A 13,999-nucleotide genomic window follows, 5' to 3' on the forward strand; every position below is an offset into this window, starting at 1 on the left:
TGGCATAGGTGCAATGTCTGAAATTGTTGCAGTAGAGCTTTAGCACTATGTCTCGTTTTGTGTCGAGAGATGCATACTCGTGCCGAATGTTGATCGCATTGTTGTTTGGTATTTATATAATTCACTGGCTAGTCTTAGTAATGAGACAGATTATCTTGTCGAGTCTCTATAATGTAACGGCTAAGTTTTGGTGCCTCTGGAGGCACAGCATTAAAATTTGAATCAATAGGGATACATTTCATGGCTAGTCAGTTCCGAATGGACTCCATTCCTGGTTCACTTATCGTTGTCGGTGGTACGTATGAGCCCTGGCTGTCGGTGTTAGAGCAAGTAGGATGGCGTTGTACTCAGTGTGCAGATTTACGCAAAGCGGACGCTTTGTTCAGCGAAACAGGGCCTTGCATTGGCATCGTCGACCTTAGTCATGACGAGTTCAGTCTCAATGGTATTGCGAATTTGGTGAGTAACCATAAGCAAGTCCGTTGGCTCGCATTTATCCGTGAATCGCAATTAAGTTCAGATACCATTTGCCAGTTTATCGTTAACTTTTGTATCGACTTTTTCACTGCGCCAATCCCGGATGCTCAGCTTCTCAGCACTATTGGCCACCAACTTGGTATGCTCAAGTTAGAGAAAAAAGTCTGGCCACACTATGGCAGTAATAATGACATGGGGCTGATCGGAGAGTCGATCCCAATGAAGCGTCTGCGCGATCAGATCAAACGTATCGGTCCAACTGACGTCAGCATTCTGATTTATGGTGAGAGTGGTACCGGTAAAGAAACCGTGGCTCGCGCCGTGCATAAAACCTCTTCTCGTGCGCAGAAAGAGTTCATTTCCGTCAATTGTCGAGCTATGTCGGAAAGGCGCCTTGAGAGCGATTTATTTGGTATTAACCGCGACGATGCCTCTGAGCCTTCGATTCTAGAAAAGGCGGATGGCGGCACCATACTGCTTAACGATATTCTTACTCTTCCCAAGTCTCAGCAGTTGAATTTACTGCGATTCCTTCAGGAAGGTACTATTGAGACAGTGAATGGTCGTCAGGAAATCGATGTGCGTATTCTGGCAGCCAACTCGGCGGATATCGAAAAAGCCCTGATTGATGGTGATTTTAATGAAGAGCTTTATCACTACATCAATGTCTTGCGTATAAACGTGCCAAGTTTAAAAGAGCGTGCGGGGGATATCGCGATACTCGCGCGTCATTTCCTTCAGGAATATTCTAAGGAATACAACGCTCAGGCTCGCAGTTACACAGAAGAAGCTACACGTGCTCTGACGCGTTATCACTGGCCGGGCAATGTCCGTGAGTTGATGAATCAGATCAAGCGTATTGTTCTGATGTCTGAGACAGTGATGTTGGATGAGGAACACCTCGATTTGCCTAAACGTAGCGATGGCAAACGCAGCTTGAAGAGTATCCGTGAGCGTAGTGAACGTGACGCACTTCTATTGGTGCTTGAATCTCATTCTGGTCAGGTGTCAATGGCAGCGAAAGAGTTGGGTGTATCGCGTGCCACTATGTACCGATTACTTAACAAACATAACTTAATCAGTGATACGACAGTGTAATTAGCTGTTTTATTTACATAAAGCCACACTCTCAGCAGTGTGGCTTTTTTATTTTCATAGAGCATTAATTGTTGAAGCTTATATCACCTAGTGGAATATCTTATATTCATGAGTTTGATGTGGTTATTTTTAGGTTAAAAAATTGTATTTTAATTTTATGCAACAAAGTGGTTGAAATATCACCGTCTATGCATAGAATTTAACCGTGAGCACAAGCTCACATATCGAAACACTTTTCTATTTGGATTAATACATTGCTAGGAGGCGCACAATGAAACATTTCAACGTCAATTCATTGATTACTGCGTCTTGCGATCAAGTATCGATCATGGCGGCTAAACAAAATAAGCCCGCTTCATTTGATCGCCGATCTACCCAAGTAATGTAATTAGTCCGTATCCATTTATTTTTAATTGGCTGCGGGAAAGCAGCGAATTAAAAATGTCCTCATTTTATCAGTCTATTCGTTGATCTTTTCCCAGCTGTCTATCATCCAACTGGAGAACTATCATGAGTCATTCTGTATATCTAAAACTTGCTACGCTACTAGTAAAAGCTGATCTACGTCGCGAAGAGCGTGAATGGAAACGTCGGGTTCGCCGCAGCGCGTTTCAGATTCCATGGGAAAATGCCCATCTGCTACGCGATATTGGTTTAGAACAAGATGGTCGTCCTGTAGGTCAAACTGAACCAGATAGCGTCAAAGCCGAACGTCGTATTCGTCATCTTCGTCGAGTACTCAGTGCGCGAATACCTACGTAATAAAAAGGGCCAGTTTGCTTCACTGGCCCGAACCTTATCACCAGCTACTGATACAGTAGCTGGTTTTTCACTAAGGACAAGGATTGGAATAAGTCGTGCCAATTGCCTGAAGTCCTTGAAGCAACTCTTCATTTAATACGACATCAAGACTGTCAATGTTCGATTTAAGCTGCTCTAGATTCGTTGCTCCTATGATGTTGGAGCCAACGAAAGGGCGCTGATTGACAAACGCCAATGCCATTTCTGCCGGATCAAGCCCGTGTTCTCGAGCTAAATTGACGTAGGCTTCAGTCGCTTGGATACCTTGCGGTGTAAAGTAACGGACAAAGCGTTCGAATAGGGAACAGCGAGCGCCATCTGGTCGAGCATTGTTTAGGTATTTACCACTCAGGCAACCAAATGCCAATGGTGAATAGGCAAGCAACTGAACACCTTCATAGTGACTGATTTCAGACAAACCGATTTCAAAACTACGATTGAGTAGGTTATACGGGTTCTGAATTGAAACAATACGCGGCAGTTCATGTTTCTCTGCCAGGCGCAGTAGCGTCATTACTCCCCAAGGTGTTTCATTGGAGACGCCGATGTAGCGCACTTTGCCCGCTTTTATCAGGTCTGCCATGCTTTCGAGCGTTTCAATCAGAGTGACTTCTTCATGCTCATCAGGGTAGGGGTAGTTGAGTTGACCAAAGCAATTGGTCCGGCGCTGTGGCCAATGTAGCTGATAAAGGTCGACATAGTCGGTTTGCAGACGTTGTAAACTGTCATCAATCGCCTGATGAATATTACGCCGATCCAGACTCATGTTATCTCGAATGTAAGGGACGTTTCTTGGCCCTGCAATCTTCGTCGCCAGTACGACTTTCTCTCTCTTACCTGATTTTTTCAGCCAGTTGCCAATATATTGCTCAGTGGAACCTTGGGTATTCGCTTTAGGGGGGACGGGGTACATTTCGGCGGTATCGATGAAGTTCACACCACGTTCGAGTGCATAATCCAGCTGACTGAAAGCGTCTTGTTCCGTGTTTTGTTCACCAAAGGTCATGGTGCCCAGACAGATTTTACTAATTTCAAGAGTGGAATGAGGTAACTTGTTGTATTGCATTGAACTTCCTTACTCAATTTCTCTTTGTTATCCCAATATAGGGCATCGTCACATTAGAAGAAACGGTAATCGATAACAATTTCGCAAAATTTGTATAGTTAACTAGAATTTAAAAGTGGAGGTGAGCTATGCAAAAAAGCCAATTAGATAAATGGATTCATGGACATCACAAAGACAGTTATCAGCCACCTAAGGTGTTTGTTATTGGTTGTTCGGATCTCTCACATTACCTTCTTGCAGTGGAATACAAGCATAAACTGGAACCGATTAAACAAGATGATGAGCCGATTCACTTTGAGTCTCTCGACTCTGTCAAAGAAGAGCTATTACGTTTGGGAGTTGAAAGGGCTTATCTAAGGTTACATAACGCTTATGATGAATGTGGTGCTGGAGATGGCCCGCTTTATCATGATGTTGAACTGTCATTGACCACGCATTAGATCAAACAAAGTTTTGTTCAAGGATCTGAGCCGTAAATTGAGTTCGAAGATAGAACCCTCGCGGCAAAGTCATTATAGGCTTGCCGCTCGATCCATACGCTTCGGTCAATACTCTGCTATTCGCGGCTTTTGGTCGCAGTTGCAGGACTTCACCATGTCGAGCGGTAATTTGTTCTACATGTCCCAGTACGATCAGTTCCATTAATTCTTCCCAATCCGTTTTGAGCTGTAACTCTTCGCTTTCACTTGGTGACCATATTAAAGGTGACCCTACCCGGCGCTCAGCAAGTGGGATCTCTCGCTCCCCTTCGACAGGAACCCAAAGCACTCGTGATAGCTTGTTACGTACGTGACTGGTTTCCCAAGTCAGTCCTTGTACTCCCATCAATGGTGCGACACAGACAAAGGTGGTTTCCAAAGGTTTGCCCGTATAGCTGATCGGGATCGTTTTCAGCTCGATCCCGAGCTGTTCAAAATCTTGTTGGGGTTTGCTTCCCGCAATTGCGCCCAGATGCCATTCCAATAGTTGACCCACCCAGCCTTTATCTCTTCTGAGATCTGGTGGAACTGTTAGGTTCGCCTCATCCGCCAGTTCCTTAAAACTCACGCCAGCAATATCTCTCGCTCGATCGAGCAGTTCGGTTTCTGATTTAGGTTCGGGCTTCATGTGGATCATCGGGGTGGTCAAACGTGGCCGTTATTGTAACGGAAATCGATCCAAATGTGGCTGATTGAAAGTTGATCTTAGTGTCTAAAAGATCATCAGTTAAGGGGTTATCCACAGGTGTTGTTGAGATTGGAGGGGTTTTTATCAGGAGTGTATGAATTAACAGTGTTTTAGGGGCAATAATTTGCTTGAGTTTTTGGTCATAAGTTGCCTTGCTGAGTTGGTGGTGTGGATAAAAGTCTCGGTGGTGGATCTTTGACCGATCTGAGTGAGTGTTGTTTTATCGATCGGTATCTTGGTGATTACTTTGATTGTTTTTATTTATCTTTATGATTTATATGTATTTTATTTTTGATGTTTGAAAACTTGTATTAAACCTGATGTGATCATGGATAAAGAATGATCACTTTCTCTAAGATTCTTCACATGGTTATGCACAGAAAAGGTGAATAAATGTGGACTATGTCTCACCTTTATGTGAATAACCGTGTTTCGGGTTAAAAGTTATCCATAAAGACTAAGTTACGCCATATTTTACGTATCAGTCACACTAGTAAGTTTGCTACATCTGGGGATATGTGGAAAAATCACTGTAATTAAGAATTTATTAGAGGTTGGCCAGTGATAGATGGCGATGGTTACCGCTTAAATGTGGGAATTGTAATCTGTAACAACCATGGTCAGGTCTTCTGGGCTAAACGATACGGGCAACATTCTTGGCAATTTCCTCAAGGGGGAATTGATGACGGCGAAACACCTGAACAGGCAATGTTTCGCGAGCTATATGAAGAGGTTGGTCTTACTAAAAAAGACGTAAAAATTGTGGCAACTAGCCGTCATTGGTTAAGGTACAAACTACCAAAGCGATTAGTGCGCTGGGATTCAAAACCTGTCTGTATCGGACAAAAACAGAAATGGTTCCTTCTTCGTCTGGATTGTGATGAATCACGAATTAATATGCAGCGAGGAAATTCCCCTGAATTTGATGGTTGGCGTTGGGTAAGTTATTGGTATCCAGTCAGGCAAGTGGTGTCTTTTAAGCGCGATGTATACCGTCGAGCAATGAAAGAATTCGCCTCTGTAGCGATGCCGTTTAAAGAGCGCAGAGCTAAGGGTAAGCGTAAACACAGAAGAGGATAGGCATGCTTTCTCAACTAAGGGACATAGTTGAACAGGTATCTAAAATCGAAGATGTGCATCAGGCATTGAAGGTTTTAGTTAAGCAAACTTGCAGCGCGATGAATACAGAGTGTTGCACTGTCTATCTCGCTAACGAAGAGATGCAGCGCCTTGAGTTGATGGCGACTCAAGGCTTGCGTTTCAAAGGCAATAAAATCCACATCAACTTCAGCGAAGGTTTGGTCGGCTTGGTCAAACGCAGCGCTGAACCTCTCAATCTTGCTGAAGCTTCTCGGCATCCTAATTTCAAATACTTCTCTCAACTTGGCGAAGAGGTCTACCAAAGCTTTTTGGGCACCCCGATCATCTATCGCAAGCAGGTGCTTGGTGTACTGGTGGTCCAACAAAAGCAACCGCGCCAGTTTGATGAGATGGAAGAGTCTTTTCTGGTCACATTAGCTGCTCAGCTAGCGGTGATCATTGCTCATGCTCAAACTCAGGGGCATTGGCGTCTCGAGAAGAAACTTCATACCATCAAAGGTATTCCCGCATCCTCCGGTGTGGCTATCGGCGAGTTTTGGTGGGATGACACACAACCAGATTTAGCGGATGTGTATCCGGCTTCGACCTTGGACATTGACCGTGAGCAAGAGTGGTTACTGCTGGCGATTGAAGATGCGTTGAGTGATTTTCGTCGTATGCGTAAAAAGCTCGATAGCGAAATTAACAAAGATACCTTAGCGATATTCGATCTGTTTACGCACTTGTTGAATGATCCAATGTTGCGAAAGGACCTCAAAACGCAGATTCAAAAGGGGGATCGCGCTGATTGGGCGTTGAGGCAAGTGGTTGAGAGCTACTCTAACCGTTTTGCTCGTATGTCAGATGTGTATCTCAGAGAGCGTGCACAGGACATAAAAGAGCTAGGTCAACGTTTACTTTTCTTCCTCCACAATACCGAGAAAGATCAGCCTTCTATTGAAAAGCCCGTTATATTGGTTGTACGCGAGTTAACAGCAACCTTGCTGGCTTCGATTCCTAAGGAAAAGCTCCTTGCGGTAGTCTCCCTCGAAGGGGCGGCAAACTCTCACGCGGCAATTCTATCTCGTGCGCTGGGTATTCCTGCAGTGATGGGGGTGACACTTAATCCTAAGCCGATTAATGGCAAGCGTGGCATCGTCGATGGTTACAGCGGTAAGATTTTTGTCTCTCCAGGTAAGCAGCTACTCAAAGAGTATCGCGAGCTGGCTCATGAAGAGAGCGAGCTGGCGACCATGGTCAACCAGCGAATTCTTGAACCGGCATGCACCAGCGATGATGTGCGTATTGAAGTCATGCTCAACGCTGGTTTGAGCGCAGATGCGAACATTGCCGTGAACCAAGGGGTCGATGGGGTCGGCCTATATCGAACCGAAATTTCTTTTTTGCTTCAACATCGTTTTCCTTCTGAAGACGAACAAACTCTTCAGTATCAGTCAGTCCTGAATACATACCCCGACAAGCGCGTGGTCATGCGTACGCTAGATGTTGGTGGAGATAAAGCGCTACCTTACCTGCCAATTGAAGAAGATAACCCTTTCCTTGGTTGGCGTGGCATTCGTTTTACGCTTGATCATCCAGATATCTTCCTGATGCAAATTCGCGCCATGATGCGAGCCAGTGCGGAGCACGATAATTTGAGCATCTTGTTGCCAATGGTATCAGGGGCTCAAGAATTGGATGATGCGATTGATTTGATAGAGCGTGCTCATCAAGAAGTCGCTGAATTGGATGAACGAGTTAAAATGCCAGCTATTGGTGTGATGATCGAAGTACCATCAATGATTTATCTGTTGCCGCTGATTGCGGAAAAAGTGGATTTTGTTTCTATTGGTACGAACGATCTGACGCAATACTTACTTGCCGTGGATCGCAACAATGCGCGAGTCTCGGATGTGTATGAGTCGATGCATCCTGCTGTGATCATGGCACTGAATCATATCCAACAGACTTGTCAGCAACTTCAACTGCCGGTGTGTATTTGTGGTGAATTAGCGGGTGACCCTATCGGCGCGCTTCTCATGGTGGGGCTGGGTTACCGTAGCTTGAGTATGAACACGTCGAATGTTGCTAAGGTGAAGTACTTACTGCGTCATATCGATAGTACGGAATTACGCGAACTTGCTGACAAAGCTCTGATGCAGCCTTATGGCAATGACATTTATACTATGATGCAAACTTTCTTTGAGGAGAAAGGCTTTGCAGGCTTTATCCGTGCTGGTAAACGATAAGGAAAAACGTGAATATTGAATTTTTAGTCTTGCTGCTCCTTCTTGGTGGTATTGTTGGAGTGATGGCAGGACTGCTTGGCATCGGTGGTGGTTTGATTGTGGTGCCAGCGTTGCTCTTCTTGCTTCCTATGGCTGGGATTGATCCCGCGATTAGTATGCAAATCGCTTTGGCGACCTCTCTGGCTTCCATTATTGTCACTTCAGGTTCTTCGGCATTTAATCACTTCAAACTCGGTAATGTGGATATGTATGTGGTGAAATGGCTGATGCCCGGCGTGGTCGTGGGCGGTTTTCTCGGCGCGAATGTTGCGGAGTGGATTCCTTCCCAGTACCTACCGAAAGTGTTTGGCGTGATAGTGCTGTGCTTAGCGGTGCAAATGCTGTTTTCGATAAAGCGCAAGAGCCAGAAAATCATGCCTGGCAACAGTGCCACTGTAGCGATTGGCACTGGGATTGGGATGGTGTCGAGCTTAGCAGGTATCGGGGGCGGGTCGTTGTCTGTGCCATTTCTTAATCGACACGGTATTGAAATGCGTAAAGCGGTCGGCTCTTCTTCTGTGTGCGGTTGCTTTATCGCCATCTCAGGTATGATAGGTTTCATCTTGCATGGTTATCAGGCACAATCATTACCAGCTTACAGTTTGGGATATGTTTATGTGCCAGCACTGATTGCCATTGCTTCGACATCCATGTTGACGACTCGCATCGGCGCTAAATTGGCGACATCCTTACCGACGGCAACATTGAAAAAAATCTTTGCGGTCTTTTTAGTCTTTGTTGCCGGAACTATGTTGCTGTAACGGACTCTCATCTAATTATCTGAATACCAAAAGAGTAATTATTCTATGTCTCAGGGATACCTTGAATTTCCTAATATCGATCCTGTTCTGGTTTCGATCGGTCCACTGTCAATTCGCTGGTATGGGCTGATGTATCTGGTCGGTTTTGCGTTTGCTTTATGGCTAGCCAATCGACGAGCAGATAAGCCAGACAGTGGATGGACGAGAGAGCAAGTCTCCGATCTGCTGTTTGCTGGTTTCCTTGGGGTGGTGATCGGCGGACGAGTCGGTTACGTTATTTTCTACAACTTTGATTTGTTCCTCCAAGACCCTCTGTACCTGTTCAAAGTGTGGACCGGAGGCATGTCATTCCACGGTGGACTGCTTGGGGTCATCACGGCAATGTTCTGGTATGCCAAGAAGAATGGTCGTACTTTCTTCGGTGTTGCTGACTTTATCGCGCCATTAGTACCTTTTGGCCTCGGAATGGGGCGCTTAGGTAACTTCATGAACAGCGAATTATGGGGCCGAGTGACGGATGTGCCATGGGCGATTGTCTTCCCTAATGGCGGCCCTTTACCTCGCCACCCATCTCAGTTGTATGAAATGCTTCTTGAAGGCATTGTGTTGTTCTTCATCCTTAATTGGTTCATCAAAAAGCCACGCCCTCTCGGTGCGGTCTCAGGGCTATTTTTAGCAGGATATGGTACATTCCGTTTCCTTGTTGAATACGTTCGTGAGCCTGATGCCCATCTTGGTTTGTTCGGTGGATTTATCTCTATGGGACAGATCCTATCTCTACCTATGGTTATCGTTGGTATCCTGATGATGGTATGGGCTTACAAGCGTGGTCATTATAAAGATGAAATTCCACAACAAACGAAGTAAGGAACGGGTGTGAAACAGTATTTAGATCTCTGTCAGCGAATTGTTGAGCAAGGTGAGTGGATTGAAAACGAACGTACAGGCAAACGCTGCCTGACGGTTATCAACGCTGATCTGACTTATGATGTTGGCCACAACCAGTTCCCATTAGTGACAACGCGTAAAAGCTTTTGGAAAGCCGCGGTGGCTGAGCTACTCGGTTATATTCGTGGTTACGACAGTGCGGAAGATTTTCGCAAGCTCGGTACCAAAACTTGGGACGCTAATGCAAACCTAAACCAAGCTTGGCTCAATAACCCTTATCGAAAAGGTGAGGATGACATGGGCCGCGTTTATGGTGTTCAGGGGCGTGCTTGGGCTAAGCCTGACGGTGGTCATATCGACCAGCTACGTAAGATTGTTGATGATTTAACGCGTGGGGTTGATGACCGCGGCGAAATCCTCAACTTCTACAACCCAGGTGAGTTCCATATGGGGTGTTTACGCCCTTGCATGTATAGCCATCACTTCTCGTTGTTAGGTGATACGCTTTACCTCAATAGTACTCAGCGCTCATGTGATGTGCCTCTTGGCCTGAATTTCAACATGGTTCAGGTGTACGTGTTCTTGGCTATTATGGCTCAGATTACAGGTAAAAAACCGGGGCTGGCTTACCACAAGATAGTGAATGCTCACATCTATGAAGATCAGCTTGAGTTGATGCGTGACGTTCAGTTGAAGCGAGAGCCTTTGGCATCACCTAGGTTCCATATCAACCCGGATATCAAGTCTCTAGAAGATTTGGAAACTTGGGTCACGCTGGATGATTTCTGGGTTGAGGGCTACGAGTACCATGATCCGATCCAATACCCATTCTCAGTGTAATCAGCACGAGTTGTTAAAGAGCCGCCTATCGCAGGGCGGCTTTTTTAAGCGAGAAAGAACGGGCGGCACCTTATGGAGCGTTTTGTTACTGGAAAGTGGGATCGAGCGTCGCCTCGTTGAAAACTAGTATTGTTCACTTAACCACAACTTAGCTCTTTAGCTCATCCGCAGGATGAAACCCCGTTCCCTTCTTCATCAGCTAAGCGTAGACAAACAAAAAAGCCCGCAACCTAGGTTGCGGGCTTTGAATAAGCGATGGTGCTTTGAATTAAGCAGTCAGTGCTAGGATGCTACCTGGCAGTACAAGGAATACCGCAATAAGGTAACCAGCCACTACAGCCTTGTTCTTCACTGCCATATCAGAGATGATGTCAGCGGCTTTAACTGGTAGTTCACGTAGGAACGGAATACCAAAGATAAAGACTGTGGCTAGGATGTTGAACGCTAGGTGTACCAAAGCAATTTGTAGAGCGAATACTGCGAACTCACCTGATGCTGCTGTTGCCGCCAATAGTGCGGTAATACATGTACCGATGTTGGCACCTAGAGTGAATGGGTATACGTCACGAACTTTCAATACACCTGAGCCAACCAGTGGAACCATTAGGCTGGTTGTTGTTGATGAAGACTGAACCAGTACAGTAACCACAGAGCCAGAGAAAATACCGTGAATCGGGCCACGACCAATAGCGCTCTTTAGAATTTCACGAGCACGGCCAACCATTAGGCTCTTCATCAGTTTACCCATCACAGTGATAGCAACGAAGATGGTTGCGATACCAATAACGATAAGTAGTACGCCACCAACAGTATCACCAAATGTAGCAAGAGGCTCTTTCACTGCGCTTACAACAGGCTTAGTGATTGGCTTGATGAAGTTCAGGCCTTTCATACTCATGTCGCCAGTCGCTAGGAATGGTGACACTAACCAGTGAGAAATTTTCTCCAGAATGCCAAACATCATTTCCAATGGTAGGAAAATAGCAACGGCCAGAAGGTTAAAGAAGTCGTGAATTGTTGCACTTGCAAAAGCACGTTTGAACTCTTCTTTATCACGAATGTGACCAAGGGAAACTAATGTGTTGGTTACTGTAGTACCAATGTTTGCACCCATAATCATTGGGATTGCGGTTTCTACTGGAAGGCCGCCAGCCACTAGACCAACGATAATCGATGTCACTGTGCTAGAAGATTGAATAAGAGCTGTTGCGACAAGACCGATCATCAGGCCTGCTACTGGGTGAGATGCGAATTCGAACAAGACTTTAGCTTGATCGCCTGTTGCCCATTTAAAGCCACTGCCTACCATAGATACTGCTAGAAGCAGTAGATATAACATGAATGCCAAGTTAGCCCAGCGTAACCAGCGAGTAGTGCTCGATATAGGCGCCGCTGTAGTAGTAGCTTGGTTCATAATTTTTCTCCGTGGACCGTATTAAGTTTGTATTGGTCGGTTGTTGAAACTGTGGGCGATACTAGATGGGAAATATTTCATTAATATTACAGTTGTGTGTAATAGAAAATTATTTATCTGGACACGGGTTTAGTGCATGTATTTTTAAATTTACATGCACTTTAAGGTTTTGATAAATAATGAAATTTTTGTTTGTTTTTGAAGTCTTAAGATTTGTGTTTAAAGAGGGCTTATTTCACAAAATCGCAATTTTTAGCTAGCGATTCTGACACAAGGCTGTCATATAACTTTTTTGTGTTTTCGGTAAAACTATCTACTTTTAAATAAAAGAAAGGTTTTTTCGAGTTATTGTTGTCATCTGAAGGTTCTGCTATAACCATAGCCATATGTAATACAGAGAGATTTTTCATGTCGCACTTAAATTACAACCATCTCTATTACTTTTGGATGGTATGTAAACAGGGTTCAGTGACCAAGGCGGCCGATGCTTTGTTCCTTACTCCTCAAACGGTAACAGGGCAAATTAAAGCTCTAGAAGAGCGCATGGATGGCAAACTGACCAAAAGAAATGGCAGAAGTATTGAGCCCACGGAGCTGGGACAGCTAGTGTTTAAATACGCTGATCGTATGTTCGGTCTGAGTTACGAGATGCTGGATATCGTCAACTATAGCCAACGCTCTAATATTCTGTTTGATGTGGGGGTGGCGGATGCCTTATCTAAACGATTGGTCAGTAAGATTTTAATGACTACAGTGCCACCCGATAACAGCATTCATCTGCGTTGTTTTGAATCAACGCATGAAATGCTGCTTGAGCAGCTTGCTCAACACAAATTGGATATGATTTTGTCTGATTGCCCGGTCGACTCTAGTCAAAGCCCTGGTTTGTACAGTAAAAAACTGGGGGAGTGCAATATGAGCTTTTTTTCTAGTAGCACTGTGGATCAGGCGCGTTTCCCGGCAGTATTGGAGCAAAGAAAGCTGTTGATACCGGGTAGCCGCACGGCAATGGGACGTAAGGTCTTACAATGGTTTGATCGACAAGGTCTTCAGCCGAATATTCTGGGAGAGTTTGATGACGTTGCATTAATGAAGTCATTCGCTCGTTACCATCATGATGTCATCTTTCTTGCACCTTCTTTATATGTATCAGAGGTAGAAAGTGATTTACCTTTGCAGTTGATTGGACACATCGATGAACTCAAAGAGGAATATTACGTTATTTTTGCTGAGCGAATGATTCAACACCCAGCGGTGAAGAATGTCTGTGATGCAGACTTCACGAATCTCTTCCAGTGAGGTTCTTTTTCATTTCTACAAATAGATTACTGGATGTAAATAGATTAGTATCAGCTATAAATGTATCAATTTATAAATTGCAGGCTGAGATTTGTTGATGTTTTGTTGTTTCAAGGGGTACTAGCCGATGAATTTACAAGAAATGGAAAAGAATTCTGCCAAAGCGGTGGTACTACTGAAAGCGATGGCGAATGAGAGGCGCTTGCAGATTTTATGCTTATTGCATAACCAAGAATTGTCAGTTGGGGAATTGTGTAGCAAGCTTGAGCTGAGTCAGTCTGCGTTGTCGCAACATTTAGCCTGGCTGCGCCGTGATGGCTTAGTGAATACACGTAAAGAAGCACAAACTGTGTTTTATACATTGAGTAGTGAAGAAGTGAAGTCGATGATCCATCTATTGCACAGTTTATACTGCAGCGAAGCTATGGATTAGGTGTGACATGAGAGCTGGGCGGCTCAGTACTGAATTTGAGATATAAAAAAACCGGCGCTAGCCGGTTTTTTCTTCACTGGGGAATCAGAGTTCTATTAAAGAGCTTTGATTGCAGCAGCGAAACGAGACTTATGACGAGCTGCTTTATTCTTGTGAATAAGGCCTTTTGTTGCCATACGGTCTAGGATAGGTGTAACTACAGCGAATGCAGCAGTTGCAGCTTCTTTGTCGCCTGCTTCAATAGCAGCAACAGTTTTCTTCATGTAAGTGCGCATCATAGAACGACGGCTAGCGTTGTGCTGGCGACGTTTCTCAGCTTGGATAGCGCGCTTCTTAGCAGATTTACTATTTGCCAAGGGTCTAACTCCCAAAAACTTAAGTTCGGTG

Annotated in this window: 14 protein-coding genes; 10 read left to right on the top strand and 4 right to left on the bottom strand. The window is 44.8% G+C overall.

Annotated elements, in window-relative coordinates:
* Window positions 1–240 precede the first annotated feature (240 nt).
* Both vpsR and FIU99_RS02755 read left to right on the top strand, forming a co-directional pair.
* Window positions 241–1,575, top strand: coding sequence for a cyclic-di-GMP-binding transcriptional regulator VpsR (gene vpsR, locus FIU99_RS02750; protein ID WP_006957747.1), 1,335 nt, complete (start codon window positions 241–243; stop codon window positions 1,573–1,575).
* 510 nt (window positions 1,576–2,085) lie between these two features.
* Window positions 2,086–2,337, top strand: a complete 252-nt coding sequence (locus FIU99_RS02755) for a hypothetical protein (RefSeq protein ID WP_006957743.1) — start codon at window positions 2,086–2,088, stop codon at window positions 2,335–2,337.
* Window positions 2,338–2,407: 70 nt separating this feature from the next.
* On the opposite strand, the gene FIU99_RS02760 is transcribed toward FIU99_RS02755, so the two are convergent.
* Window positions 2,408–3,442, bottom strand: coding sequence for an NADP(H)-dependent aldo-keto reductase (locus FIU99_RS02760; protein WP_006957740.1), 1,035 nt, complete (start codon window positions 3,440–3,442; stop codon window positions 2,408–2,410).
* A gap of 128 nt (window positions 3,443–3,570) precedes the next feature.
* Between FIU99_RS02760 and FIU99_RS02765 the strand changes: the two genes are divergently transcribed.
* Window positions 3,571–3,882 (top strand): DUF6482 family protein, encoded by a 312-nt coding sequence (locus FIU99_RS02765; RefSeq protein ID WP_006957738.1) that lies wholly within the window; start codon window positions 3,571–3,573, stop codon window positions 3,880–3,882.
* A gap of 1 nt (window position 3,883) precedes the next feature.
* On the opposite strand, the gene mutH is transcribed toward FIU99_RS02765, so the two are convergent.
* A complete protein-coding gene (gene mutH, locus FIU99_RS02770; RefSeq protein WP_006957736.1) occupies window positions 3,884–4,549 on the bottom strand; it encodes a DNA mismatch repair endonuclease MutH in 666 nt (221 codons plus the stop codon).
* Between the two features lie 621 nt (window positions 4,550–5,170).
* Here mutH and rppH point away from each other — a divergent pair.
* The 5 genes from rppH to FIU99_RS02795 all read left to right on the top strand — a co-directional run bounded on the left by rppH (window position 5,171) and on the right by FIU99_RS02795 (window position 10,466).
* The gene (gene rppH / locus FIU99_RS02775; protein ID WP_006957734.1) at window positions 5,171–5,689 is read left to right on the top strand and encodes an RNA pyrophosphohydrolase; all 519 of its coding nucleotides are present in this window, start codon (window positions 5,171–5,173) and stop codon (window positions 5,687–5,689) included.
* Between the two features lie 2 nt (window positions 5,690–5,691).
* Window positions 5,692–7,938 carry a phosphoenolpyruvate--protein phosphotransferase gene (gene ptsP, locus FIU99_RS02780; RefSeq protein ID WP_006957732.1) on the top strand — a complete coding sequence of 749 codons (2,247 nt, stop codon included), beginning with the start codon at window positions 5,692–5,694 and terminating at the stop codon, window positions 7,936–7,938.
* Between the two features lie 62 nt (window positions 7,939–8,000).
* Complete coding sequence (locus FIU99_RS02785) at window positions 8,001–8,738, top strand: sulfite exporter TauE/SafE family protein (protein WP_236612150.1); 738 nt, start codon at window positions 8,001–8,003, stop codon at window positions 8,736–8,738.
* 45 nt (window positions 8,739–8,783) lie between these two features.
* Entirely contained in the window at window positions 8,784–9,605 is an 822-nt protein-coding gene (lgt, locus tag FIU99_RS02790) for a prolipoprotein diacylglyceryl transferase (protein WP_006957728.1), read from the top strand.
* Window positions 9,606–9,614: 9 nt separating this feature from the next.
* Window positions 9,615–10,466 carry a thymidylate synthase gene (locus tag FIU99_RS02795; RefSeq protein WP_006957726.1) on the top strand — a complete coding sequence of 284 codons (852 nt, stop codon included), beginning with the start codon at window positions 9,615–9,617 and terminating at the stop codon, window positions 10,464–10,466.
* Window positions 10,467–10,734: 268 nt separating this feature from the next.
* Here FIU99_RS02795 and FIU99_RS02800 read toward each other — a convergent pair whose 3' ends face one another.
* Window positions 10,735–11,883, bottom strand: coding sequence for a Na/Pi symporter (locus FIU99_RS02800; protein ID WP_327196145.1), 1,149 nt, complete (start codon window positions 11,881–11,883; stop codon window positions 10,735–10,737).
* Window positions 11,884–12,288: 405 nt separating this feature from the next.
* Between FIU99_RS02800 and nhaR the strand changes: the two genes are divergently transcribed.
* Both nhaR and FIU99_RS02810 read left to right on the top strand, forming a co-directional pair.
* The gene (gene nhaR / locus FIU99_RS02805) at window positions 12,289–13,179 is read left to right on the top strand and encodes a transcriptional activator NhaR (RefSeq protein WP_019275515.1); all 891 of its coding nucleotides are present in this window, start codon (window positions 12,289–12,291) and stop codon (window positions 13,177–13,179) included.
* Between the two features lie 127 nt (window positions 13,180–13,306).
* On the top strand, window positions 13,307–13,612 hold the full coding sequence (locus tag FIU99_RS02810) for a metalloregulator ArsR/SmtB family transcription factor (RefSeq protein ID WP_006957719.1): 306 nt from the start codon (window positions 13,307–13,309) through the stop codon (window positions 13,610–13,612).
* A 95-nt stretch (window positions 13,613–13,707) separates the two neighbouring features.
* Here the strand turns inward: FIU99_RS02810 and rpsT are convergent, their stop codons facing one another.
* Entirely contained in the window at window positions 13,708–13,968 is a 261-nt protein-coding gene (rpsT, locus tag FIU99_RS02815; RefSeq protein ID WP_006957718.1) for a 30S ribosomal protein S20, read from the bottom strand.
* Window positions 13,969–13,999 lie beyond the last annotated feature (31 nt).

The sequence above is a fragment of the Vibrio sp. THAF64 genome (assembly GCF_009363455.1).
GTDB classification, from domain to species: domain Bacteria; phylum Pseudomonadota; class Gammaproteobacteria; order Enterobacterales; family Vibrionaceae; genus Vibrio; species Vibrio coralliilyticus.